General features: G+C 58.7%; 22 protein-coding genes and 2 pseudogenes. 11 read left to right on the plus strand and 13 right to left on the minus strand.

Annotated elements, in window-relative coordinates:
- The first annotated feature begins 71 nt into the window (after positions 1–71).
- Positions 72–1,415, plus strand: a complete 1,344-nt coding sequence (locus QLG03_RS11215; RefSeq protein ID WP_023290915.1) for a carbohydrate porin — start codon at positions 72–74, stop codon at positions 1,413–1,415.
- Positions 1,416–1,474: 59 nt separating this feature from the next.
- On the opposite strand, the gene QLG03_RS11220 is transcribed toward QLG03_RS11215, so the two are convergent.
- Genes QLG03_RS11220 through QLG03_RS11235 form a run of 4 tightly spaced genes read right to left on the minus strand, consistent with a single transcriptional unit; the run spans position 1,475 to position 5,703 of the window.
- A complete protein-coding gene (locus QLG03_RS11220; protein WP_032453986.1) occupies positions 1,475–2,761 on the minus strand; it encodes an ABC transporter substrate-binding protein in 1,287 nt (428 codons plus the stop codon).
- A gap of 16 nt (positions 2,762–2,777) precedes the next feature.
- Positions 2,778–3,905 (minus strand): ABC transporter ATP-binding protein, encoded by a 1,128-nt coding sequence (locus QLG03_RS11225; RefSeq protein WP_017899248.1) that lies wholly within the window; start codon positions 3,903–3,905, stop codon positions 2,778–2,780.
- Positions 3,906–3,917: 12 nt separating this feature from the next.
- A complete protein-coding gene (locus QLG03_RS11230) occupies positions 3,918–4,820 on the minus strand; it encodes a carbohydrate ABC transporter permease (RefSeq protein ID WP_023290913.1) in 903 nt (300 codons plus the stop codon).
- Complete coding sequence (locus QLG03_RS11235) at positions 4,813–5,703, minus strand: sugar ABC transporter permease (RefSeq protein WP_002915995.1); 891 nt, start codon at positions 5,701–5,703, stop codon at positions 4,813–4,815. The genes QLG03_RS11230 and QLG03_RS11235 overlap by 8 nt, the downstream gene beginning before the upstream one ends.
- Positions 5,704–5,962: 259 nt before the next feature.
- On the opposite strand from QLG03_RS11235, the gene QLG03_RS11240 reads away from it, so the two are divergent.
- Positions 5,963–6,160: a hypothetical protein gene (locus QLG03_RS11240; RefSeq protein WP_064154990.1), complete on the plus strand. Its 198-nt coding sequence runs from the start codon at positions 5,963–5,965 to the stop codon at positions 6,158–6,160.
- On the opposite strand, the gene QLG03_RS11245 is transcribed toward QLG03_RS11240, so the two are convergent.
- Positions 6,157–6,483 carry a cupin domain-containing protein gene (locus tag QLG03_RS11245; RefSeq protein ID WP_023290912.1) on the minus strand — a complete coding sequence of 109 codons (327 nt, stop codon included), beginning with the start codon at positions 6,481–6,483 and terminating at the stop codon, positions 6,157–6,159. The two genes, QLG03_RS11240 and QLG03_RS11245, sit on opposite strands and share 4 nt — an antisense overlap.
- 139 nt (positions 6,484–6,622) lie before the next feature.
- Between QLG03_RS11245 and QLG03_RS11250 the strand changes: the two genes are divergently transcribed.
- Positions 6,623–7,336: an aspartate/glutamate racemase gene (locus QLG03_RS11250; RefSeq protein WP_023290911.1), complete on the plus strand. Its 714-nt coding sequence runs from the start codon at positions 6,623–6,625 to the stop codon at positions 7,334–7,336.
- Here QLG03_RS11250 and QLG03_RS11255 read toward each other — a convergent pair.
- Positions 7,302–8,228, minus strand: a complete 927-nt coding sequence (locus tag QLG03_RS11255) for a LysR family transcriptional regulator (protein WP_023290910.1) — start codon at positions 8,226–8,228, stop codon at positions 7,302–7,304. The two genes, QLG03_RS11250 and QLG03_RS11255, sit on opposite strands and share 35 nt — an antisense overlap.
- Positions 8,229–8,364: 136 nt before the next feature.
- On the opposite strand from QLG03_RS11255, the gene lysA reads away from it, so the two are divergent.
- Positions 8,365–9,627 (plus strand): diaminopimelate decarboxylase, encoded by a 1,263-nt coding sequence (gene lysA, locus QLG03_RS11260; protein ID WP_023290909.1) that lies wholly within the window; start codon positions 8,365–8,367, stop codon positions 9,625–9,627.
- Here the strand turns inward: lysA and QLG03_RS11265 are convergent.
- Positions 9,620–10,621, minus strand: coding sequence for a LacI family DNA-binding transcriptional regulator (locus QLG03_RS11265; protein ID WP_004229436.1), 1,002 nt, complete (start codon positions 10,619–10,621; stop codon positions 9,620–9,622). The two genes, lysA and QLG03_RS11265, sit on opposite strands and share 8 nt — an antisense overlap.
- 299 nt (positions 10,622–10,920) lie before the next feature.
- Here QLG03_RS11265 and QLG03_RS11270 point away from each other — a divergent pair, with 299 nt between their 5' ends.
- The 4 genes from QLG03_RS11270 (at position 10,921) to QLG03_RS11285 (ending at position 15,010) form a co-directional block, all read left to right on the plus strand.
- On the plus strand, positions 10,921–12,258 hold the full coding sequence (locus QLG03_RS11270) for a PTS transporter subunit EIIC (protein ID WP_023290908.1): 1,338 nt from the start codon (positions 10,921–10,923) through the stop codon (positions 12,256–12,258).
- A 7-nt stretch (positions 12,259–12,265) separates the two neighbouring features.
- On the plus strand, positions 12,266–13,693 hold the full coding sequence (locus QLG03_RS11275) for a glycoside hydrolase family 1 protein (RefSeq protein WP_023290907.1): 1,428 nt from the start codon (positions 12,266–12,268) through the stop codon (positions 13,691–13,693).
- A gap of 67 nt (positions 13,694–13,760) precedes the next feature.
- A complete protein-coding gene (locus tag QLG03_RS11280; RefSeq protein ID WP_004205433.1) occupies positions 13,761–14,534 on the plus strand; it encodes a GntR family transcriptional regulator in 774 nt (257 codons plus the stop codon).
- Positions 14,531–15,010 carry a GNAT family N-acetyltransferase gene (locus QLG03_RS11285; protein ID WP_023290906.1) on the plus strand — a complete coding sequence of 160 codons (480 nt, stop codon included), beginning with the start codon at positions 14,531–14,533 and terminating at the stop codon, positions 15,008–15,010. The genes QLG03_RS11280 and QLG03_RS11285 overlap by 4 nt, the downstream gene beginning before the upstream one ends.
- Here the strand turns inward: QLG03_RS11285 and galR are convergent.
- Positions 14,971–15,987, minus strand: a complete 1,017-nt coding sequence (gene galR / locus QLG03_RS11290) for an HTH-type transcriptional regulator GalR (protein ID WP_002915981.1) — start codon at positions 15,985–15,987, stop codon at positions 14,971–14,973. The genes QLG03_RS11285 and galR overlap by 40 nt on opposite strands.
- A gap of 93 nt (positions 15,988–16,080) precedes the next feature.
- On the opposite strand from galR, the pseudogene QLG03_RS11295 reads away from it, so the two are divergent.
- From QLG03_RS11295 to lplT, 3 genes and pseudogenes are all read left to right on the plus strand, one after another.
- Positions 16,081–16,345, plus strand: a pseudogene (locus QLG03_RS11295) (hypothetical protein).
- Between the two features lie 262 nt (positions 16,346–16,607).
- Positions 16,608–18,767 (plus strand): bifunctional acyl-ACP--phospholipid O-acyltransferase/long-chain-fatty-acid--ACP ligase, encoded by a 2,160-nt coding sequence (gene aas / locus QLG03_RS11300; RefSeq protein WP_023290905.1) that lies wholly within the window; start codon positions 16,608–16,610, stop codon positions 18,765–18,767.
- The gene (lplT, locus tag QLG03_RS11305) at positions 18,760–19,953 is read left to right on the plus strand and encodes a lysophospholipid transporter LplT (protein WP_282473640.1); all 1,194 of its coding nucleotides are present in this window, start codon (positions 18,760–18,762) and stop codon (positions 19,951–19,953) included. Before aas ends, lplT begins: the two co-directional genes overlap by 8 nt.
- A gap of 198 nt (positions 19,954–20,151) precedes the next feature.
- On the opposite strand, the gene QLG03_RS11310 is transcribed toward lplT, so the two are convergent.
- The 5 genes and pseudogenes from QLG03_RS11310 to QLG03_RS11330 all read right to left on the minus strand — a co-directional run.
- Positions 20,152–21,192: an NADP(H)-dependent aldo-keto reductase gene (locus QLG03_RS11310; protein ID WP_008806332.1), complete on the minus strand. Its 1,041-nt coding sequence runs from the start codon at positions 21,190–21,192 to the stop codon at positions 20,152–20,154.
- A gap of 221 nt (positions 21,193–21,413) precedes the next feature.
- A complete protein-coding gene (locus QLG03_RS11315) occupies positions 21,414–21,632 on the minus strand; it encodes a YgdI/YgdR family lipoprotein (RefSeq protein ID WP_002915974.1) in 219 nt (72 codons plus the stop codon).
- Between the two features lie 123 nt (positions 21,633–21,755).
- Complete coding sequence (locus QLG03_RS11320; RefSeq protein ID WP_023290903.1) at positions 21,756–22,469, minus strand: TerC family protein; 714 nt, start codon at positions 22,467–22,469, stop codon at positions 21,756–21,758.
- Between the two features lie 63 nt (positions 22,470–22,532).
- Complete coding sequence (gene mutH / locus QLG03_RS11325; protein ID WP_032453976.1) at positions 22,533–23,228, minus strand: DNA mismatch repair endonuclease MutH; 696 nt, start codon at positions 23,226–23,228, stop codon at positions 22,533–22,535.
- A gap of 88 nt (positions 23,229–23,316) precedes the next feature.
- Positions 23,317–23,457 (minus strand): annotated as a pseudogene (locus tag QLG03_RS11330) (hypothetical protein); the annotation flags it as partial.
- Positions 23,458–23,569: the final 112 nt, after the last annotated feature.

Here is a 23,569-nt window from a genome sequence, read left to right on the forward strand (position 1 = left end):
TATTGCCTGCATCGTCGTGCATTACCCATTAATAACAAATTTAGTTCATTTCATAATAAAAGGGTTTACCGATGAATAAAATCTGGGTCGGGTGTTTTCTCACGTCTCTCTCTCTGCCACAGGCGATGGCGCAGGCGCCGTTATCGCTGGAGGATCGGCTGGCGCAAATGGAGCAGCGGCTGAAGGCGACGGAGGCGCGCGCCGCCAGCGCAGAGGCGGAGATTAAGACGCTGAAAGGCCAGCAGCAGGCCACGACGGTCGCCCGCGCGGCGCCGGCTACGCCGCGCCTGCAGCTAAACGACAATGGCGAATTAAAATTTTATGGCGATGTCGAATTTAATCTTGATGGCGCCAGCCGCACCGGCAGCCTGACGTCGGTCAAAACCAGCGCGAATAAAAGCTGGGCGCCCGGTGATAAAGAGCGTTGGGATATTAATGGCCGTATTCTGCTGGGTTTCGATGGCAGACGTAATGGCGCCGACGGGAAATATGCCGGATTCAGCGTGCAGCCCCTGGCGGATATGGATGGCAAAATGAATCTCGATGATGCGGTATTTTTCTTTGGTCAGCAGGATGACTGGAAAATAAAAATAGGCCGCTTTGAAGCCTGGGATATGTTCCCCCTGAATCAGGATACCTTTATTGAATATTCAGGAAATACCGCCAACGACCTCTATTCCGACGGCTATGGCTATATTTACATGATGAAAGAGGGGCGCGGGCGCAGCAGCAGCGGCGGCAACCTCCTGTTCAGCAAAACGGTGGATAACTGGTATTTCGAGGTTAACACCCTGGTGGAGGATGGCAGTTCGCTGTTTGTCGATCAGAACTATCACGGTAATGCGCTGGAAAACCGCAAAAACGTGGTGTACGTGCGGCCGGTGGCGGTGTGGCAGTCCGGCGCGTGGTCGGCGGCGGCGGCGATAGAGAGCAACCTCGTCAACAACGCCTACGGCTATCAGAACCAGGGCGGGCGCTGGGTCGACCAGTCAAACCGTACCGGCTACGGGATGACCATGAGCTGGAACACCCTGAAAAGCGATCCGCAGGACGGGGCGGTGGTCAATCTGAGTACCGCCCTGCTGGACGCGGCGGACGAAACCGACTTCAGCGCCGGGATCAACGCCCTGTGGCATCGCGTGGAGCTGGGCTATATCTACGCGCATAACAAAATCGACCAGTTCAACATGGCCGGGGTGAGCAGCGAGTGCGATGACGACTGCGCAATCCTCGCGCCGGGGCGCTATGACATCCACACCGTGCATACTTCCTGGCAGTTGCCGAATATTATGGCGATGCCGAACTTCAATATTTACCTTGGCGCCTATGCCTCGTGGCTCGATTCCACGGCAGCGAAGAGTGGGAATCCCGATGAACGCTACGGCGCCCGGGTGCGCTTTAAATATTTCTTCTGACAGGATACTCAGGCAGGCTCTCCCGCGGCGGACGCCGCGGGAGGTTTCCGACGGGCAGGTTAGCGCATCGCGCGGCGCAGAATGCGGTCGGTCTGGCGCTGGAAGTCCTCGGCCGCTTCTTCCACCGACTTTTTACCGTAGTCGATGTACTGCAGGGTAGTGCCGAACTGGGCGACGATCTGCGGGTCGTCGAAGTACGGCGAGACCGGCAGAGTGGTGGGCAGGGATTGCGCCAGCTTCAGACCGGACACCGCCGGATCGTCGGCTTTGATGATCCCGTCTTCGGTCAGGTAGGTGACCGCCGCTTTACTCAGCGGCACGCCGCGCTCCAGTCCGAGAATATCCACCCCTTCTTTACTGTTCAGCAGGAAGTTAATCACTTTCGCCGCCGCCTGCGGGTTTTTCGTCGATTTGCCAATCGACAGCATTTGCGCAGGCTTGAAGAACAGTCCGGCATCGGTGGCTCCGGGGAGCATCGGGTATTCCCCCAGCACCAGCTTCGCCGGCGGCTTCAGGTTGTCGGAATATTTGTTGATGGTGGAGTTCCACATGTAGGTCCCGCCCCATTCACCCTGGATCCACGGCTTCATCTCGTACATGTTGCTCTTGCCGAAGGAGGCATAGTAGCGGGTGTCCGGCATGACATGGCTGTCGATAAGCTTCTTATACATGCCGAAGAAGTCCGCCCACTGCGCTTTGCTGTAGGAGAATTTGCGTCCTTTCTCATCGATGGCCGGCTGGTTGTATTTTTGCACCATGTAAGAGTTGAGCAGGGCCAGCACGTCCTGGTGCTCAAGCACCACCGGGTAGTACTGTTTCCCGAGTTTGCTTTCGAAAGTTTTCCCCGCCGCCAGCAGTTCATCCCAGGTTTTCGGGAAGGGGATGCCCGCTTTTTTCCACGCTTCGTCGTTAAAGTAGAAGACCCGGGCGGTGACCGACACCGGGATGCCGTTGAGCTTGCCATTGACCGTGGTGGACTGCAGCTCTTTGGCGTCGAACTGGCTGAGATCGATCTCGTCTTTCAGAGTGTTGAGATCGTAAAAACCCTCGCCATTTTTCGAAAAAATCGGCAGCCAGTTCCAGTTGGTCTGCATCACGTCTGGCTCGGTGCCGCCGGCTATCTGGGTGGTCAGGCGCGAAAGATGGCCGTCCCAGCCGGTATATTCCGCTTTGACATTGATATCGGGATATTGCTGGTGAAAAGCCTCCAGCGCCTTGAGAGTCACCTGATGGCGGCCATTGCCCCCCCACCAGGACATACGCAGGTCGACATCCTGCGCCAGCGAGGAGAAGGCGCTAAGGCCCAGGGTGGCGGAGAGGGTGGCGCTTATCAGCACGTTTTTCATTGTTATGCTCCAGGGTTCACAGAGAGAGGTTCTGTTCGGTTTTGGCGTCAAAGATGTGACACTTGTTAAGATCAAAGGTGAAATAGACTTTTCGATTCAGTCCCTTAGCTATCATCGGCTTCGCATCGTCCGACGGCACGCGAGCGGTCAGCTCGTAGCCCGCGACCTGCAGATAGACAAAGAACTCATGGCCCATGTTTTCCACCCGCACCATCTCGCCCATGCAGCCGCCTTCGGCGAACGGCGCGTCGGAGAGCGACACGAATTCCGGGCGGACCCCGTAGAACACCTCCTGATGCTGATACGCGCCGACTTTCTCCGCCAGACGGTCGTTCAACGGCAGGCGCTGGTCGCCCAGGGTAAGGCACAGGCGGCCGTCGTGCTCAACCAGCTGGCTGGGGCGAATATTCATCTCCGGCGCGCCGATGAAGCCGGCGACAAACATATTTTTCGGCTGGTGGTAGAGGTTGTCCGGGGTATCGACCTGCATAATGTGGCCGAGCTTCATCACGCAGATGCGGTCGCCCATGGTCATCGCTTCCGTCTGATCGTGGGTAACGTAGACGGTGGTCGCCGGTTTACCGGATTTTTTCAACTGCTTATGCAGATCGGAAATGCGGATGCGCATCGAGGCGCGCAGCTTGGCGTCAAGGTTGGAGAGCGGTTCGTCGAACAGGAAGACGTCCGGTTTTTTGACGATCGCCCGGCCCACCGCCACGCGCTGCGCCTGGCCGCCGGAGAGCTGGCGCGGCAGACGTTCCAGCAGCTCCTCCAGTTCAAGAATTTTCGCCGCTTCCTCCACCTGCCGATCAATCTGCGCCTTGGGCAGCTTGCTCAGCTTCAGGCCGAAGGCGAGGTTTTCCCTTACCGTCATATGCGGATAGAGGGCGTAGTTCTGGAACACCATCGCGATACCACGGGATTTAGGCGCCAGGTTGTTGACGATCTTATCGCCGATCCGCACCTCGCCGCCGCTGATGGTCTCCAGACCCGCCAGCATGCGAAGGGTGGTCGATTTGGCGCAGCCGGAAGGGCCGACGATCACCATAAATTCGCCATCGGCAATCTTCAGGTCGATACCATGCACCGCTTTAAACCCGTTTGAGTAAACTTTTTCCAGTTTGTTGAAAATCACTTCAGCCATGATATTTCCCTCTTAACCTTTGATTCCGCTGCTGGTCACGCCCTGCACGAAGTAGCGTTGAGCCAGGAAGAAGACGATGATGGACGGCAGAATGGAGATGCTCGCCATTGCCAGAATTTCGTTCCACGGCGCGCCTTCCGTGACGTCGATAGACATTTTTAGCGCCAGCGCGATGGGATACTTATCGACGCTGTAGACGTAGATCAGCGGACCGATAAAGTCGTTCATCGACCACATGAACTGGAACAGCGCCACCGAGATAATGGCCGGCTTGAGGATCGGCACTACCACATACCACAGCACCTGGATGGAGTTGCAGCCGTCGATCTGCGCCGCCTCTTCCATATCGCGCGGGACGCCGCGCAGAAACTGGATCAGCATGAAGACAAAGAATCCCTGGGTGGCGAAGGCCAGCGGCAGATACAGCGGCAGATAGCTGTTCAGCATCCCCATTTCACGGAACATCAGGTACTGCGGGATCAGCAGGACGGTGCTCGGCAGCAGCATGGTGGTGATGAGCGTCGCGAACCAGAACTTCTTCCACGGGATCTCAAAGCGTGCGAAGCCGTACGCCACAATGGTGGAGGAGATGATCGTTAACACGACCTTCGGGATCACATACTTAAAGGTGTTCAGCATATAGTGGCCGAAATGGTATTCGGTGCCGGTCTTCCAGCCGTTGATGAACCCGTCCCAGGTGGCGTGAGTCGGCCACAGCCCGAGGGTGGTGAAGATCTCATGGTTCGGCTTGAACGAGGCGGAGAACATCCACGCCAGCGGGTAGAGCATCAGCAGGCCGACGAACACCAGCACGACGTAGCGCACCACCCGGCTCACCTTTTCCCGGCGCAGCGTACGGGCGACCTCACGATCGGCGTCGCTTATCACCGGCGCCATCTGTTGAATATCAGCCATTTTTGCCTCCCTTATCGGCGGAATAGAAGACCCAGTATTTCGATGACTTAAAGGCTATCGACGCAAAGACCGCCACGACGAGGAACAGCACCCACGCCAGCGCGGCGCCATAGCCCATGTCGAAGTACTTAAAGGCGGTATCGTAGATGTAGAGCGAGAACAGGTAGGTGTAATAGGTCGGGCCGCCGCCGGTTATCACGTACGGGCCGGTAAACTCCTGGAACGCCTGGGTGGTCTGCATAATAAAGTTGAAGAAAATCACCGGGGTGATCAGCGGCACGGTGACCTTCATAAACATCTGCCACTTCGAGGCGCCGTCGATCATCGCCGCCTCATACTGCGACTGCGGGACGTTCTGCAGCGCGGCGAGGAAGATGACCATCGCGGAACCAAACTGCCAGACGCGCAGCAGGGTGACCGACATCAGCGCCAGCGAGGGTTCCCCCAGCCAGTTGATGGCATCGATGCCAAAGACGGCGAGAAAACTGTTCAGCAGGCCGTCAATGGCGAACAGGGCGCGCCACAGCACGGCAATCGCCACCGAGCTGCCAAGGATCGACGGGATATAGTAGGCGGTGCGGAAAAAGCCGATACCGCGCAGTTTGAAATTGAGCACAAAGGCAATGCCGAGGGCGAACGCCAGTTTTAAGGGGATGGTTAAAAAGACGTAGGCAAAGGTCACCCCCATCGATTTCCAGAACAGGCTATCCTCGGTCAACATATAGCGATAGTTTTCAATGCCGTTAAATACCGGCGGACTCATCAAGTCGTACTCAGTAAAACTGAGAAAGAAAGATGAAACAAAAGGAAAAGCGGTAAAGACAATCAGCCCGATGATATAGGGCGATATCCATGCCAATCCCAGCAGCTTGTTTTCATTCATACATACCTACCTGGCTTACGAGTTGTAATACGGATCCGGTGACGCGGCGCTGTCGGCCTTTGGCCGCGAACCACGCAAAAAAGTCTGAACGCTTCCTCTGGTTAACATATCCTTGTTAATGAATGGATTAGGTTTTAACTGGCCCAGCGTGGAGGGGCCGTCAGGCTCTTTTTTTATGCTGATCTGTTTTTTATAAAACACCGTTTTAATTTCATTTTATTGCGATTTATTTCCGCGTCATGCAGATCTGGATGGAAATGTGATCAAAGTCGAAACGATGTTTCAAAAAGGTGAGATGGTAAGCATTTTAGGCGTTTGTGAGGGGCTGAAAAGTATGAAATATCAGCGTAAGCGAGGCGGGGAATATTATTATCAGGGTAATGATTTTGCTGGTATATTTTATTCGAAGGTACAGATAGATAACCGGGGGCGGCAAGCGCCCCTCGACATGGATTAACCCTGGAGGAAATCTTCGCGGATGGGGGTAAAGGTATCGAGCAGCGTGCCGGGCTGCAGACAGACGCAGCCGTGCATGATCCCCGGCTGCTTGTACAGCGTATCGCCAGCGCTGACGACGCGCGTCTCCTCGCCGATGGTGAATTCGAACTCGCCGGAGAGCACGTAGGTGAGCTGTTCGTGAGGGTGGTTATGCATTGGGCCGACGGCGCCGGCGGCAAAATTCACCTCCACGGCCATCATTTTGCCGTCATGGGCCAGAATGCGGCGGGTTACGCCATTGCCAAGGTCTTCAAGGGTGGTGTCTTTATGGAAAATAAACATCTGCCGATCCTGTTGTTAAAATGAAACATTGTTTCACTTAAGTTATCTCACTCTTCATGAAAAAGAAATACGCGGCCAGAGAAGTGGAAAGTTGATCACAAGTTTGTTTCACTGGCAGAAACAACATAAGGAGCAAAAGATGAAAACCATTGGCCTGTTAGGCGGCATGAGCTGGGAGTCAACGATCCCTTACTATCGCCTGATTAATGAAGGCGTGAAGGCGCGACTGGGCGGGCTGCACTCCGCCAGACTGGTGTTGCATAGCGTCGATTTTCACGAGATTGAAGCCTGTCAGTCCACCGGCGACTGGGATCGCGCCGGCGCGATCCTTGCCGACGCCGCGGTTGGGCTGCAGCAGGCGGGCGCCGAGGGCATTGTCCTGTGCACTAACACCATGCACAAGGTGGCGGATGCCATCGCCGCCCGCTGCCAGGTTCCCTTTCTGCATATCGCCGACGCCACCGGAAGGGCGATTGCCGCCAAGGGCCAGCGGCGGGTCGCGCTGCTGGGCACCCGCTATACCATGGAGCAGACCTTTTACCGGGGTCGTCTGCAGGCGCAGTTTGCCATCGAGACGCTGATCCCCGAGGCCGACGATCGGGCGCGGATCAATCAGATCATTTTCGACGAACTCTGTCTCGGCACCTTCAGCGAGGCGTCGCGGGATTATTATCTGCAGGTGATTGCCGCCCTGGCGGAGCAGGGGGCGGAAGGGGTTATTTTCGGCTGCACGGAAATTGGCCTGCTGGTGCCTGCCGAGCTCAGCCCGCTGCCGGTCTTTGACACCGCGGCGATCCACGCTGAGGACGCGGTCAACTTTATGCTCTCTGCAGAACCGACGCCAGCGGCGTGAGGATCTGCGGCAGACTCTGCTGCAGGTGCGTCACGAAGGCGTCGACCAGCGCCGATCGCGGGCGATGGAGCGGGCGGATCAGGCTGACGGTAAACGGCACTTCGACGCTGAAGCGGCGCACCACCACGCCGCTATCGGCATAGTCCAGGGCGGTCAGCGGGTTAACCACCGAGATCCCGGCGCCGGCGCGCACCATGGCGCAGATCGAGGCCGCGCTGTGGGTTTCGACCACCATCCGCCGCTTGACCTGATGCTCAAGGAACAGGGCGTCGAGCAGCTGGCGATAGCTGTCGGTGCGCGACAGGCTGATGTAGTTCTCGCCCTGAAAATCGGCGGGGGTCAGCGTCGTCTGCGCCGCCAGCGGATGGCCGGCGGGCAGCACGCAGACTTCATTCAACGTCAGCAGCGGGGTGCGTTCAGTGCCCGCGGGGGTATGCAGGGTCTCCGTCAGGCCAAGGTCATGGCGCTGGGCGGAGAGCCACTCCTCCAGCAGCGGCGACTCCTGGGGGACGATCTGCAGGCTGACCTCCGGGTAGCGGGCGAGGAACGGCGGCAACAGCAGCGGCAGAAAGGACTGGGAAAAGACCGGCAGACAGGCTATCGACAGCTCGCCCTGGCGGAACTCGCGCAGGCTCTCGGCGGCGCTGACGATGCGGTCCAGGCCGTACCAGGAACGCTGAACCTCCTCAAACAGGCGCAGGCCCTGCACGGTTGGCTGCAGGCGACCGCGGGTCCGTTCAAACAGCCGCAGGCCGAGCACCTTCTCAAAGCGCGCCAGCTCGCGGCTGACGGTGGGCTGGGAGGTATGCAGCATCCGCGCGGCTTCGGTCAGGTTGCCGGCGGTCATCACCGCATGAAAGATTTCGATATGACGCAAATTGACGGCTGGCATGCGGTCTCCCTGAGGCTCGGCTGGAACTATATCATTTTTGCATAGAGTCGCGATAAAACGATATTTTTTATTCGTCCGGCGCTGTGGCGTAATCAGAAAAAACAGCGACCAACACACGCACTACACCGGAGTTCTTATGCCACACTCGCTTTACGCCACCGATACCGATCTGACCGCGGACAATCTGCTGCGCCTGCCGGCGGAATTTGGCTGCCCAGTCTGGGTCTATGATGCGCAGATTATTCGCCGCCAGATTGCCCAGCTCAGCCAGTTTGATGTGGTGCGTTTTGCGCAAAAAGCCTGCTCTAACATCCATATTCTGCGTCTGATGCGCGAGCAGGGGGTGAAGGTGGACTCGGTGTCGCTGGGGGAGATCGAGCGTGCGCTGGCGGCGGGCTACGATCCGCAGCAGAATCCAGAGGATATTGTCTTCACCGCCGATCTGATCGACGAGGCGACCCTCGATCGCGTCAAGGCGTTACAGATCCCGGTGAACGCCGGCTCGATCGACATGCTGAGCCAGCTGGGTGAAGTGTCGCCGGGCCATCGCGTCTGGCTGCGCGTCAACCCGGGCTTTGGCCACGGCCACAGCCAGAAAACCAATACCGGCGGTGAGAACAGCAAGCATGGCATCTGGTACAGCCACCTGCCGGCGGCGCTGGAAGTGATGCGTCGCTATCAGCTGCAGCTGGTGGGGATCCATATGCATATCGGCTCTGGCGTCGACTATGGTCACCTGGAGCAGGTGTGCGGCGCGATGGTGCGCCAGGTTGTCGACTTTGGTCAGGATCTGCAGGCCATCTCCGCCGGCGGCGGCCTGTCTATTCCTTACCGCGAGGGCGAAGAGGCCATCGACACCGCTCACTATTATGGCCTGTGGAACCGCGCCCGGGAGCAGATCGCCACCCATCTGGGTCACCCGGTGAAACTGGAGATTGAACCCGGACGCTTCCTGGTGGCCGAGTCCGGCGTGCTGGTGTCGCAGGTGCGCAGCGTGAAAGAGATGGGCAGCCGCCACTTCGTGCTGATTGACGCTGGCTTTAACGACCTGATGCGCCCGGCAATGTACGGCAGCTATCATCATATCACCGCTCTGGCGGCGGATGGCCGCGATCTCAGCGCCGCGCCGCAGGTGGAGACCGTGGTGGCCGGGCCGCTGTGCGAGTCCGGGGACGTCTTTACCCAGCAGGAAGGGGGGAAAGTCGAGACCCGTCTGCTGCCGGCGGTGGCCCCAGGGGATTATCTGGTGCTCCATGACACTGGCGCCTACGGGGCCTCGATGTCATCCAACTATAACAGCCGTCCGCTGCTGCCGGAGGTGCTGTTTGATGGCGGCAAGGCGCGGCTGATCCGCCGTCGCCAGACCATCCAGGAGCTGCTGGCCTTGGAGCTTATTTAAAAAAAGGTCCCGTCGTCACCGACTCACGCAACACCAGCGTGCCGGTGAACGGCGGGATCGTTTCGATCGGCTGCTGGTTAGCAAGCTTGATCGCCTGATCGATAGCCGTGGTGATCATGTTGTCGATCGGCAGATAGACCGTCGACAGCCCCGGCTCCAGCCATTTCGCGCTTGGCGCATCGTCGAAGCCAAACAGCGACACATCCTGCGGAATACGCAGCCCCGCCTGATGCAGCGCCTTAGACGCTCCCAGCGCCATATCATCGTTACAGGAAAACAGCGCGCTGAAGCGGGCTTTCTCGTCCAGCAGTTCCCGGCACAGCTCGTAGCCGCGGGTCATCGTCGAGTCCCCGTATTTCACCCGGCTCGGATCCCACTCAATACCATGTTTTATCAGCGCGTTGCGATAGCCCTGCAGGCGCGCCTGGCCGGTGGGGGTGTGCATCGGGACGGTGATGCAGGCAATATCGCGGTGGCCCTGGGTAATCAGATACTCCACGGCCTGGAAGGCGGCTTCCTGCTGTTCGAAGAACACGCAGCGTTCGCGGGCCTGCGCCACATCACGGTTAATCACCACCAGCGGCATGGCGATCGAGTTAATCAGCGACATGATCGCCTTCTCGCTCATATGCCGGGTATAGAGGATGATCGCATCGCACTGCCGGTCGGCGAGCATCTGCACCGCTTCCTCTTCGCGCTCCGGCGTATCATGGCCGTCGGTGACGATAAGCTGTTTTCCCCAGGCTTCGGTCTGGCGTGACGCCTGCTGCAGCAGACGGCCAAAGTAGAAGCCGTCAAAGGTGGAGACGACCAGCCCAATACTGTTGCTGGTCTGATTGGCCAGCGAGCGGGCAAGGAAATTCGGCCGATAGCCCAGCTCTTCCATCGCTTTAAATACCTGTTGGCGGGTGCTCTCTTTCACCTGACCTGTGCCGTTCAACACGCGGGAAACCGTCGCTTTCGAGACGCCTGCGCGAATTGAGACATCCAGCATTGTAGCCATTCATCGATTCCTGATTTCACGTGGTAAGGCGCAGTTTATCACAGACCGAAAAGGGACATATCGACGGGGCGGGGCGGAAAAACCATCGCGATCACGCTTTTAGCAGGAACTGACCAACCGGCGCTATCTGGTATGCCAATAGCTTTTGTTATCGATATTTGGGATACCACGCAGCGGGTTGCGAGCGCTGTCACAGAACAGTTTTTGCCTGGCAACTATGTTTTGGTATGCCAAAAGTCTCTGGCTGTCCACCTGGCCGCAATAAGCCCTTTACTCTGAGGTACTCTTTTATGGCATTACAGGACAAACTGATCGACGCGCTGGGGCGTTTCGCGACGACATTCAACAGCTATCGCTACATTATGGCGATCAAATCGGCGTTTATTACCCTGATGCCGGTGATCATCGTCGGGGCCTTTTCGGTACTGATCTCGAATATGGTGCTGGATCCAAAGAATGGGCTCGCCAGCTTTTCCTCGCTCTCCTTTCTCGCCGCGCTGAAGCCGATCACCAGCGCGCTGAACTACGCCACGCTCAACTTCCTCAATATCGGCGCCGTGTTTCTGATCGGCATTGAGCTGGGGCGGATCAACGGCATCAAAAGCCTGTTTCCCGGCCTGCTGGCGGTGATCTGTTTTATCTGCGTCACGCCGACCACGGTGGAGATGATGGTCGATGGCCAGATGCACGTGGTGAAAGATGTCCTGCTGCGTCAGTTCTCCGACACCCGCAGCCTGTTCCTCGGGATGTTCATCGCCATTCTGTCGGTCGAGATTTACTGCTGGCTGGAGGGGCGCAAGGGACTGAAGATCAAGATGCCGGATACCGTGCCGCCGAACGTTTCCGCCTCTTTTTCGGCGCTGATCCCGGCGATCATCACCACCACCGCGATCGCCACCTTTGGTTTTCTCTTCCACCAGCTGACGGGAATGTATCTCTACGATGCGGTCTACCAGGTGGTGCAGCAGCCGCTGGAGCGGGTGGTGCAGAGCCTGCCGGGGATCCTGCTGCTGATGTTCGTCGCCCAGCTGTTCTGGGTGATCGGTATTCACGGCAACCAGATGATCAAGCCGATCCGCGAGCCGCTGCTGCTGGGGGCGATCACCGTCAATATGAGCGCCTTTGAGCAGGGGAAAGAGGTACCGAACATCATCACCATGCCCTTCTGGGATGTTTACATGAGCATCGGCGGCTCGGGGCTGACCATCGGCCTGCTGATTGCGGTGATGATCGCCACCAGGCGCAAAGAGATGAAAGAGATCGCCAAGCTGTCGATAGGCCCGGGGCTGTTCAATATTAACGAGCCGGTGATCTTCGGGATGCCGATCATGCTCAACCCGATCCTCGCCATCCCGTTTATCATCACCCCGCTGGTGACCGGCAGCATCGGCTATTTCGCCACCCTGACCGGCTTCGCCGGCAAGGCGGTGGTGATGGTGCCCTGGACCACGCCGCCGCTGATCAACGCCTGGCTCTCCACCGCCGGCTCGATGGGGGCGGTGGTCACCCAGCTGATCTGCATCGTGGCCGCGGTGCTTATCTATCTGCCTTTCGTCAAAATCGCCTCCCGCCGTGCCGATGCCGCGCAGCGTCAGGCAGACAATCAACAGACCGCCAACCCTGTCTGAGGAGCCTATGACTACCGTACGGATGACTATTCCCGATGATTTTATCCTTGGCGCGGCGGCTTCCGCCTGGCAGACCGAGGGCTGGAGCGGGAAAAAACCGGGGCAGGACTCCTGGCCCGATCTCTGGTACAAAAACGACCGTCACGTCTGGCATAACGGCTATGGCCCGGCGGTGGCTACCGATTTTATCAACCGCTTTCAGGAAGATGTGCAGCTGATGAAGCTGGCCGGGCTGACCCACTACCGCACTTCGATCAACTGGTCGCGCTTTCTGACCGACTATGAAAACGTCACGGTGGATGAGGAGTATGCGGCCTATTACGACCAGCTGTTCGATGCGCTGCTGGCCAACGGCATCACGCCGATGATCTGCCTTGAGCATTACGAACTACCGGGCTATCTGCTGGAAAAGTATGGCGGCTGGGGGTCGAAAACGGTGGTCGAGCTGTTTGTGCGCTACGCGGAGCAGGTTTTTGCCCGCTACCACCCGAAGGTGACCCGCTGGTTTACCTTTAATGAGCCGATCGTGGTGCAGACCCGGGTCTATCTTGATGCCCTGCGCTGGCCCTATGAGCAGAACACCAGCACCTGGATGCAGTGGAACTACCATAAGGTGCTGGCGACCGCTTGCGTCGTGAAGCGATTTCGCGAGCTAGGCTATCCCGGGACCGTCGGCTGCATCCTCAATCCGGAGGTGACCTACCCGCGCTCCCGCGCCCCGCATGACCTGCGCGCGGCGGAGATCTACGATCTGTTCTACAACCGTATGTTTCTCGACCCGCTGGTGCACGGGGTCTGGCCGCCGGCGCTTCTCGCGCTGCTTGAGCAGCATCAGGTGACGTGGGAGGCCAGCGCGGAGGATCTGGCGATTATCCGCGAGCACACCGTCGATGAGCTGGGGATTAACCTTTACTATCCGCACCGGGTCAAAGCCCCGTCGCGGGCCTGGCATCCGCATACCCCGTTCCATCCGGCCTGGTATTATGAGCCGTTTGAGCTGCCCGGCCGGCGGATGAATGCCTCCCGCGGCTGGGAAATCTACCCGCAAATCATCTTTGATATGGCGATGCGGATAAAAAATGACTATCGCAACATTCCCTGGTTCGTGGCGGAGAGCGGGATGGGGGTGGAAAACGAAGGCCAGTTCCGTAACCGCGAAGGCGCCATTGACGACAGCTACCGCATTCGTTTTATCAGCGAACATCTGTGGCACACCCTGCGCGCCCGCGAGGCAGGGGCCAACTGCCAGGGCTATATGCTGTGGGCGTTTACCGACAACGTGTCGCCGATGAACGCCTTTAAAAACCGCTACGGGCTTATCGAAATCGATCTGCAAAACCATCGCGCCCGGCGACCCAAAGCCTCGGCGCACTGGTTTCGTCAGCTCGGCGAACGGCGTGAACTGGTTCTGGATATCGATGATGAATACCGCTAGCCGGGGGCAATATTTGCTAAGATAGCGCCGTGTTTGACTCGCAGGCATGTAACGTACAGGTGATTTTGTGGAAAAAGCGATAATTCCGCCGGAAAAGAAGCCCTATCAGGAGATTGGTGATGACCTGCGCGCCCAGATCGCGCAGGGGCGCTACCCGGTCGGGTCGCGCTTGCCGCCGGAACGCCATATTGCCGAAACCTATGGCGTCAGCCGGACCATCGTGCGCGAAGCGCTGCTGATGCTGGAGCTGCAGGGGACGGTGGATATCCGTCAGGGATCCGGGGTGTACGTCATGCGTATCCCGCACGAAAACGACAGCGAAGAAGAGCAGCTGCTCAGCAGCGACGTTGGTCCGTTTGAAATTCTCCAGGCGCGCCAGCTGCTGGAGAGCAATATCGCCGCCTTTGCCGCGAAAATGGCCACCCGCGCCGATATCGATAATCTGAAGCGGATTATCGAGCAGGAGCAGCGGGCAATCGCCCTCAACGACACCGCCCAGGATAACGCTCGTCTGTTCCATCTGGTGCTGGCCGGGGCGACGCAGAACCAGATGCTGTTAGCGACGGTGGAGCGGATCTGGCTGCAGATGGACAGCAGCCCGCTGTGGCAGCAGTTTAATGTGCATATTGCCAGCCGCGCCTGGCGGCTGAAGTGGCTCGGCGACCGGCAGACCCTGCTTGCCGCGCTGCGGCGTCGCGATGTGATGGGCGCCTGGCAGGCGATGTGGCAGCATCTGGAAAACGTTAAAAACAGTCTGCTGGAGCTGTCCGATGAAGACGCCCCGGACTTTGACGGCTATCTGTTCGACTCGGTGCCGATTTTTCAGGGGAAGCTGGTATGACGATCCTGCCGCTGTACGCCGCGCCGCAGTTCGCCCGGGAGGTGACCGACTGGCTGTGGCAGGCCTTTGGCGGCGAGGCGCTGCCGCGGGAGTTTTTCGCCAGCATTGTGCAGCATAGCCAGACGGCGGAGGCGCTGCCGCTGACCTTTATTGCCGTGGAAGGGGAGCAACTGCTGGGAACGATTGGCCTCTGGCGCTGCGATTTGATCAGCCGCCAGGATCTGTTTCCCTGGCTGGCGGCGCTGTACGTCGCGCCCGCCGCTCGCGGTCAGGGGCTGGCCGGACAACTGCAGCGGCATGTGATCGATTATGCCCGCCGCGCGGGCTATCGGGAGCTTTATCTCTACTCCGCCTGCCGCGATTTTTATGAACGCTTCGGCTGGCGCTACATCGGCGAGGGGCTGGATTACCCGGCCACCGCCGTGCATCTCTATCGCTACGACTTATCGCCTTCCTGCGGGGCCACCACCGAATGACGGCGCACCAGCGTCGGGCTGAACAGGTGGGTGATCTCCGGCGCCGGGCGCTGCTCCGCCAGGGCTAAGGCCAGCTCGGCCGCCTGGGTCGCCATCGTGACGATCGGGTAGCGGACGGTGGTCAGCCGCGGGCGAACATAGCGCGAAATCAGGACATCGTCGAAGCCGATCAGCGAAATTTCCCGCGGGACGTCGATGCCGTTGTCGTTCAGCACCCCCATCGCGCCGGCGGCCATCGAGTCGTTATAGCAGGCGACGGCGCTAAAGTGGCGGCCGCGGCCAAGCAGTTCGGTCATCGCCTGTTCGCCGCCGCTTTCATCCGGCTCGGCGAACGTGACCAGCCGGTCGTTGCACGGCAGGCCGCTCTCCTCCAGCGCCGCGTAGTACCCCTGCAGGCGATCTTCCGCATCAGAGATATCGTGGTTTGAGCACAGGTAGCCGATACGCGTGTGCCCCTGCTGGATCAGATGGCGGGTCGCCAGCCAGGCGCCGTAGCGATCGTCCAGCGCTACGCAGCGCGTTTCATATCCGGGCAGGATGCGGTTGATCAGCACCATGCCGGGGATCTGCTTCATCAGCCCGGCGAGTTCCTCATCGGGGATCATTTTGGCATGCACCACCAGCGCCGCGCAGCGGTGACGGATCAGCTGCTCTATCGCCTGGCGCTCCTTCTGCACGTTGTGGTAGCCATTGCCAATCAGCAAAAAGTTGCCGGTGCGATAGGCCACCTGTTCGACGGCTTTGACCATCGCGCCGAAGAAGGGGTCGGAGACATCGCCCACCACCAGGCCGACAGTTTCCGTGGACTGCTGGGCCAGCGCCCGGGCGTTCGCGTTGGGGTGATAGTTGAGGGTTTCCATCGCCGCGCCCACGGACTGACGCGAGGCTTCGCTGGCTTTGGGAGAGTTGTTGATGACGCGGGAGACGGTAGCGACGGAGACTCCTGCGAGTCGGGCTACATCCTTAATTGTCGCCATACCATGCCTTTTATAGGGTAAGCGTTTACATACTGCTATGTTACGGGAAAGAGCGGCAGATTCAAGGCGCGGCGGCGAAGGAATGGCGCAAATGTGATTCAGAGCGGGCTTATCGGTGACCTGTTTACATTGACGCAATCAGTAATTGAAACCGGCTCGGGGAAATACAAACCTTTGCTTACACTTTGCGATGCGCTGTTGCGAATGTTCGCTGGTTTGTCCGCCGAGCAGGTTGATATTCTGGCTATCCCAGAGGTATTGATAGGTGGAGTCAACGTCATGTTGACCACTTTACTTACACCAGCCTGCGCAGATGCGCAGGTTTTTTTTTGCCCGTCGCCGGCGTTGTTACAGATAGCGAAAATCGTAATAACTGGTTGCACTTAGGCTCACTCCCTTGCGTTTTCCCGCTGGCCCGAACCGGGCGAAAAACGCGACAATCGAGATCCCAGAGGTATTGATAGGTGAGTTTCTCAGGTACGCTCTTCGTACTGGACGTCTTACACCAGCCTGCGCGGATGCGCAGGTTTTTTTTATTCTGAAAATCCCCCCGCTGCACTGCTTTCCCACGCCTTCTCGTGTAACCTGCTTTGACTCATCACCGGTCACATGGAGTTGTTATGCTTTTGGGATTTTTCAGACTGCTGTTCAAGGGGTTATACCGGGTCAGACTGACCGGCGACACGCAGGCTTTGCACCAGCAAAAAGTCTTAATTACCCCGAACCACGTCTCGTTCCTCGACGGCATTCTGCTGGCGCTGTTTTTGCCGGTCCGACCGGTTTTTGCCGTCTATACCTCAATCAGCCAGCGCTGGTTTATGCGCGCGCTGACGCCGATTATCGATTTTGTGCCGCTGGACCCGACCAAACCGATGTCGATCAAACATCTGGTGCGCCTGATTGAACAGGGGCGGCCGGTGGTCATCTTCCCGGAAGGGCGAATTTCGGTCAGCGGCTCGCTGATGAAAATTTATGACGGCGCCGCCTTTGTCGCCGCCAAATCGCAGGCGACCATCGTGCCGCTGCGCATTGAAGGCGCTGAGCTGACGCCCTTCAGCCGGCTGAAGGGGCTGGTGAAACGTCGCCTGTTCCCGCGTATTCAGCTGCATCTGCTGCCGCCCACCCATCTGCCGATGCCTGAGGCGCCGCGCGCCCGCGACCGGCGCAAAATCGCCGGAGAAATGCTGCATCAGATCATGATGGAAGCCCGGATGGCGGTGCGTCCGCGGGAAACCCTGTATGAGTCGCTGCTGGCGGCGCAGGACCGCTTCGGCGCGCGCAAACCCTGCGTGGAGGATATCAACTTCCAGCCGGATACCTATCGCAAGCTGCTGACCAAAACCCTGTTTGTCGCCCGCATTCTGGAAAAATACAGCCAGCAGGGCGAGAAGATCGGTCTGATGCTGCCCAACGCCGGCATCAGCGCGGCGGTGATTTTCGGCGCGATCGCCCGCGGGCGCATTCCGGCGATGATGAACTATACCGCCGGGGTGAAAGGGCTCAGCAGCGCCATCGCCGCCGCGGAACTCAACACCATTTTTACCTCGCGCACCTTCCTTGATAAAGGCAAGCTCTGGCACCTGCCGGAGCAACTGACTCAGGTGCGCTGGGTGTTCCTGGAAGATCTCAAAGGCGATATCACCCCTGCGGACAAACTGTGGATTTTCGGCCATCTGCTGGCGCCGCGTCTGGCGCAGGTTAAGCAGCAGCCGGAAGACGCGGCGATGATCCTCTTCACCTCCGGCTCGGAGGGCAATCCGAAAGGGGTGGTGCACAGCCATAAAAGTCTGCTGGCCAACGTCGAGCAGATCAAAACCATTGCCGACTTTACCGCTAATGACCGCTTTATGTCGGCGCTGCCGCTGTTCCACTCCTTTGGCCTCACCGTCGGTCTGCTGACGCCGTTGCTTACCGGCGCGGAGGTGTTTCTCTATCCCAGCCCGCTGCACTATCGCGTGGTGCCGGAGCTGGTCTACGATCGCAACTGCACAGTGCTGTTCGGCACCTCGACCTTCCTCGCCAACTATGCCCGCTTCGCTAACCCCTATGATTTCTATCGACTGCGCTATGTGGTCGCCGGGGCGGAGAAGCTGCAGGAGAGCACCAAACAGCTGTGGCAGGATAAATTCGGCCTGCGCATTCTCGAAGGCTATGGCGTGACCGAGTGCGCCCCGGTGGTCTCGATCAACGTGCCGATGGCGGCGAAGGTCGGCACCGTGGGGCGTATCCTGCCGGGGATGGACGCCCGCCTGCTGGCGATGCCTGGCATTGAGCAAGGGGGGCGGCTGCAGCTGAAAGGGCCGAACATTATGAAAGGCTACCTGCGGGTGGAAAATCCCGGGGTGCTGGAAGCGCCGACGGCGGAAAATCAGCACGGCGAAAAGGAAGCGGGTTGGTATGACACCGGCGATATCGTCACCTTCGACGAGCAGGGCTATGTCCGCATCCAGGGCCGCGCGAAGCGCTTCGCCAAAATCGCTGGCGAAATGATCTCTCTTGAGATGGTGGAGCAGGTGGCCCTCGGCGCATCGCCGGACAAAATGCACGCCACGGCGATTAAACAGGACGCCAGCAAAGGCGAGGCGCTGGTGCTGTTTACCACCGATAATGAACTGACTCGCGAAGCCCTGCTGCGCTACGCTCGTCAGCACGGCGTACCGGAGCTGGCGGTGCCGCGCGATATACGCTGGCTGAAACAGCTGCCGGTGCTCGGCAGCGGCAAGCCAGACTATGTCACCCTGAAAAACATGGTCGACGAGGCGGAAACAACCCATGAGTGAGTCAGTGCATACTAACCCTTCGCTGTATTCGAAAGGGATGATGGCGGTGATCTGCGCCCAGTTCCTGTCGGCCTTCGGCGACAATGCGCTTCTCTTCGCCACCCTGGCGCTGATGAAGCAGCTTTATTATCCGGAGTGGAGCCAGCCGGTCCTGCAGATGTTGTTTGTGGGCGCTTACATCCTGTTTGCTCCCTTTGTCGGCCAGTTCGCCGACAGCTTTGCCAAAGGCCGGGTGATGATGGTGGCCAACGGCCTGAAGCTGCTCGGCGCCGGCTGTATCTGCTTCGGCGTTAATCCGTTTATCGGCTATACGCTGGTGGGGATTGGCGCCGCCGCCTATTCGCCGGCCAAGTATGGCATTCTCGGCGAACTGACCACCGGCGATAAGTTAGTGAAGGCTAACGGACTGATGGAGTCCTCGACCATCGCGGCGATCCTGCTGGGCTCCATGGCCGGCGGGATCCTCGCCGACTGGCACGTGCTGGCGGCGCTGAGCGTCTGCGCGCTGGTCTACGGCGGGGCGGTGGTGGCTAACCTGTGGATACCCAGGCTGCCGGCGGCGCGTCCGGGGCAGTCATGGCGTTTTAAGCCGATGACGCACAGCTTCTTCAGCGCCTGCCGCACGCTGTGGCGCAACGGCGAAACCCGCTTTTCGCTGATGGGCACCAGCCTGTTCTGGGGCGCTGGCGTGACCCTGCGCTTCCTGCTGGTGATCTGGGTGCCGGTAGCGCTGGGCATTACCAGCAACGCCATGCCCACCTATCTTAATGCGATGGTGGCGGTGGGGATTGTGCTGGGGGCCGGGGCGGCGGCGAAGCTGGTGACTCTGGAGACGGTGTCGCGCTGTATGCCGGCCGGGATATTGATCGGTATTGCGGTAATGGCGTTTGCGGTGCAGCAGTCGCTGCTGCCGGCGTTCGGACTGCTACTGCTGCTCGGGGTGTTCGGCGGCTTCTTTATCGTGCCGCTGAATGCGCTGCTGCAGGAGCGCGGGAAACACTCGGTCGGGGCGGGTAACGCGATTGCGGTACAGAACCTGGGCGAAAACGTGGCGATGCTGCTGATGCTGGGGCTCTATTCCCTGGCGGTGAGCGTGGGCGTTCCGCCGGTCGCCGTGGGGATAGGTTTTGGCGCGGTGTTTGCCGTGGCCATCGCCGCGCTGTGGGTCTGGGGGCGGCGTAAATAACTTCTCGTCGCGGTTGACTCGAAATCGTAACCCCTGCCAGGCGCGCGGGCAGAGGGAAATCCCGGGTTGCGGCTTGCGCCTGACCCGGGCTACCGCGGCTGCTGAGGTGGCTACCCGACCGGGGTAGCGTAGGCCCGGTAAGGCGTAGCCGCCACCGGGCAACAACGCGACGCCAGAAGCCGGCGTCGACAGGTCGTGCTACGGTGCCGGGTAGGTATAAACCTGATGCACCGCTTCAATCTCCGCTAATACCTCTTCGCTCAGCTCAAGCTGTAAACTTTCCACGTTGGCCTGCAGCTGCGCCATGGTCGTCGCCCCCAGCAGGGTGCTGGCGACAAACGGCTGCCGACGCACAAAGGCCAGCGCCATTTGCGCCGGATCGAGGCCGTGGCGTTTGGCGATATCCACGTACGCCGCCACCGCTTTCTGCGACTGCTCGCTGCTGTAGCGCGTAAAGCGGCTGAACAGCGTATTGCGCGCCCCCGCCGGCTTCGCGCCGTTGAGGTACTTCCCGGTCAGGGTGCCGAAAGCCAGGCAGGAGTAGGCCAGCAGCTCCACGCCTTCGAACTGGCTCACTTCCGCCAGGCCGACTTCAAAGCTGCGGTTCAGCAGGCTGTAGGGGTTCTGAATGGTCACGATCCGCGGCAGGTCGTGCTTATCCGCCAGGTGCAGATAACGCATCACGCCGAAGGCGGTTTCGTTCGACACGCCGATGTAGCGGATCTTGCCGGCGCGCTGGAACTCGGTCAGCGCCTCGAGGGTATCCAGCAGGGTCACCGCGGGGGCGGCGTCGGCCCAGGTGTAGCCCAGCTTGCCAAAGCAGTTGGTGGGGCGCTGCGGCCAGTGTACCTGATACAGGTCGAGATAATCGGTCTGCAGACGCTTCAGACTGGCGTGCAGCGCCTCGCGGATATTTTTCCGGTCCAGGACGTGGTTTGGTCGAATACTGCTGTCGTTATTACGCGCGGGCCCGCTGACCTTCGAGGCGAGCACCAGCTTTTCGCGATTGCCGCGTTTCGCCAGCCAGTTGCCGACGTAGGTTTCGGTCAGCCCCTGAGTTTCCGGGCGCGGAGGGACAGGGTACATTTCAGCGACATCGATCAGGTTGATGCCGTTGGCGACCGCATAGTCGAGCTGCTGATGGGCATCGGCCTCGCTGTTCTGCTCGCCAAAGGTCATGGTTCCCAGCCCGAGGGTGCTGATTTCAAGTGAACTGTGTGGGATACGGTGATACTGCATAGCCAGCTTCCTTTTTATTTATAAGGTCAGGCATTCCCCGACAAAGGAGTATCAACATGGCAGAGGGTGAGAAAAAGAGGAAGTAAAAAAATCAAAAAAGCCGGGTGACGAGGAGGAGCGGTGGGTGAAACCCGCGGTGTCCTGGTGTGTCCCGACTCTTCTCAGAAGACTGGTTGTCGGTAAGCGCAGCGTCAAAAGAGGCTGGGGCCGACGGGGAAAAATTAACGCTTAATGATTTGTGAAACGTCGTCACGATTGATCTGCATTTTATTACCCTGCTGATCTTCGTAGCTGATAAGACCGGTATCGTCATCCACGGTGGGTTTACCGTCGGTCAGGATCATTCGCCCATCTTTGGTCGCCATGACGTAATCGCTGCTGCAACCGGAAACCGAGAACGCCAGTCCTACGGCGGAAATCAATACTGCCCATTTTTTCATCGTCATCACCTCTTGAGTAGCTGCACCCCATACCTGTCTATTAATAGCCTGATTTGTGAGACATAAAAAGCAGTAAAGTCTGAAAAAGGGTTGCAGCCTGTGACCAGGCTGCAATTTTGTGGTTTACAGCGGGTTTTTCTTATTGCGCAGCAGGTTAAGGCTCTCCACCGCAATAGAGAAGAACATCGCGAAGTAGATGTATCCCTTCGGCACATGGACGTCGAAACTTTCCAGCATCAGGGTAAAGCCGACGAGGATCAGAAACGACAGCGCCAGCATTTTTACCGACGGATGACGGTCAACAAAATCGCCGATCGGTCGCGCGGCGAACATCATGACCCCCACCGCAATCACAACCGCCGCCATCATAATAAACAGATGATCCGACAGGCCGACGGCGGTGATCACCGAGTCGAGGCTAAAGATGATGTCCAGCAGCATGATCTGCACGATGGCGCCGAGGAAGGAGTGAACGTTAGTTTTAAGCCCCTCCTCTTCGCCTTCGATAGATTCATGGATCTCTTTACTGGCTTTCCAGATAAGGAACAGTCCGCCAAACAGCAAGATCAGATCGCGAAACGAAATCTCCTGACCGAGGACGGTAAAGAGCGGGTTGGTCAGCTTAACGACCCAGGCGATAGAGGCCAGCAGCGCCAAGCGCATGACCATCGCCCCCATTAAACCGATCCGTCGCGCGTGGGCGCGCTGGGCGGTGGGGAGCTTGGCCACAACCAGAGAGAGAAAAATAATATTATCGATCCCGAGCACGATCTCCAGCAGCGTCAAGGTGCCCAGCGCCAGCCAGGCGTTAGGATCGGTTATCCATGCAAATAACATTGTTCAAAGTCCTGCAAAATAGAAAGCAGCAATTATATGCAAGCCCCAACGCAGAACAAAAAATTAATCGTGTTGTAACAAAAAATGGCGGGCGAGCAGGGCGGCGGTAAAATTCTTTTTCAGGTAGAAGCCGCGCGGCAGCGTGAGGATCGTCTCCCCGCGGGCGCCGATGGCTTCGGTCAACGCCTTGCTGTTGGCCGCTTTCGGTCTTAGCTGTAGCACCTCGCCGTGGCGGGCGGTAATGCGCTCCACCTCACCGAGGACAATAAGATCCATCAGCTCTTCCCAGTCCATGCGCAGCTGGCGCTCCTCTTCTTCGTCCGGACTCCACAGCAGCGGTGCGCCGACGCGCCGCGCCGCCAGAGGAATGGTGCGCTCTCCCTCCACAGGGATCCACAGGACTCGCTGCAGCTTATGCCGCACATGGCTGCTCTCCCAGGTGACGCCGCTATTGCCAGTTAACGGGGCGACGCAGACAAAAGTGGTCTCCAGCGGACGGCCCCGGCTGTCGATAGGGATCGTTTTGAGCTCCACCCCCAGCGCGGCGAAATCCTGCTCGGGTTTACTGCCCGCGCTGGCCCCCAGCCACAGCTCCAGCAGGATGCCCGTCCAGCCTTTATCACGTTTCAGATCGCGGGGAATGGGGATCCCGGCCAGCGCCGCCAGCTCACCCAGCGTATAGCCGGCCAGCTGGCGGGCCTGGGCCAACAGCTGTTCCTGACTTTGCGGCGGAGAGGAGAGCGGAGCGATAGCGGGCATAGGGCGACACCTTTGGTTAAAAAATGAGCGCTAATTTTGCGCGTTGTGGATAGAGTTTATCGTTTTCTGAGTAACTATACCAATCCCATGATTTATATGATTTTTTAAGGTCATTACGCGGCAGGTGAAAACCATGAAAACAGGTTTTCCAGAACTGGTCACTGACAATAAACAGGATCTTACACCATGTTATCCACAGAAAAGTGGGATAACTGGGGAAAAGCCCCACTACTGGTTCGATTTACAGCCTTGACGTGCGACGAAAATCGAATTTTTAGAGAAAATATGCCCGCGACCTGCGCGTAATCTGTGGATAAAATCGACATTGCTCGATCTTTCAT

Source organism: Klebsiella sp. V115_8 (genome assembly GCF_029967715.1).
In the GTDB taxonomy this organism is placed as follows: Bacteria; Pseudomonadota; Gammaproteobacteria; order Enterobacterales; family Enterobacteriaceae; genus Klebsiella; species Klebsiella quasipneumoniae.

Bases quoted from the DNA above. Each gene is read 5' to 3' on its own strand.
- mutH (WP_032453976.1), bottom strand. From the start codon at position 23,228: ATGCCCGCTATCGCTCCGCTCTCCTCTCCGCCGCAAAGTCAGGAACAG.
- QLG03_RS11220 (WP_032453986.1), bottom strand. From the start codon at position 2,761: ATGAAAAACGTGCTGATAAGCGCCACCCTCTCCGCCACCCTGGGCCTT.
- QLG03_RS11230 (WP_023290913.1), bottom strand. From the start codon at position 4,820: ATGGCTGATATTCAACAGATGGCGCCGGTGATAAGCGACGCCGATCGT.
- QLG03_RS11215 (WP_023290915.1), top strand. From the start codon at position 72: ATGAATAAAATCTGGGTCGGGTGTTTTCTCACGTCTCTCTCTCTGCCA.
- QLG03_RS11225 (WP_017899248.1), bottom strand. From the start codon at position 3,905: ATGGCTGAAGTGATTTTCAACAAACTGGAAAAAGTTTACTCAAACGGG.
- QLG03_RS11285 (WP_023290906.1), top strand. From the start codon at position 14,531: ATGACGATCCTGCCGCTGTACGCCGCGCCGCAGTTCGCCCGGGAGGTG.
- QLG03_RS11245 (WP_023290912.1), bottom strand. From the start codon at position 6,483: ATGTTTATTTTCCATAAAGACACCACCCTTGAAGACCTTGGCAATGGC.
- lysA (WP_023290909.1), top strand. From the start codon at position 8,365: ATGCCACACTCGCTTTACGCCACCGATACCGATCTGACCGCGGACAAT.
- QLG03_RS11255 (WP_023290910.1), bottom strand. From the start codon at position 8,228: ATGCCAGCCGTCAATTTGCGTCATATCGAAATCTTTCATGCGGTGATG.
- galR (WP_002915981.1), bottom strand. From the start codon at position 15,987: ATGGCGACAATTAAGGATGTAGCCCGACTCGCAGGAGTCTCCGTCGCT.
- QLG03_RS11235 (WP_002915995.1), bottom strand. From the start codon at position 5,703: ATGAATGAAAACAAGCTGCTGGGATTGGCATGGATATCGCCCTATATC.
- QLG03_RS11250 (WP_023290911.1), top strand. From the start codon at position 6,623: ATGAAAACCATTGGCCTGTTAGGCGGCATGAGCTGGGAGTCAACGATC.
- QLG03_RS11315 (WP_002915974.1), bottom strand. From the start codon at position 21,632: ATGAAAAAATGGGCAGTATTGATTTCCGCCGTAGGACTGGCGTTCTCG.
- QLG03_RS11310 (WP_008806332.1), bottom strand. From the start codon at position 21,192: ATGCAGTATCACCGTATCCCACACAGTTCACTTGAAATCAGCACCCTC.
- QLG03_RS11320 (WP_023290903.1), bottom strand. From the start codon at position 22,469: ATGTTATTTGCATGGATAACCGATCCTAACGCCTGGCTGGCGCTGGGC.
- QLG03_RS11270 (WP_023290908.1), top strand. From the start codon at position 10,921: ATGGCATTACAGGACAAACTGATCGACGCGCTGGGGCGTTTCGCGACG.
- QLG03_RS11275 (WP_023290907.1), top strand. From the start codon at position 12,266: ATGACTACCGTACGGATGACTATTCCCGATGATTTTATCCTTGGCGCG.
- lplT (WP_282473640.1), top strand. From the start codon at position 18,760: ATGAGTGAGTCAGTGCATACTAACCCTTCGCTGTATTCGAAAGGGATG.
- QLG03_RS11265 (WP_004229436.1), bottom strand. From the start codon at position 10,621: ATGCTGGATGTCTCAATTCGCGCAGGCGTCTCGAAAGCGACGGTTTCC.
- aas (WP_023290905.1), top strand. From the start codon at position 16,608: ATGCTTTTGGGATTTTTCAGACTGCTGTTCAAGGGGTTATACCGGGTC.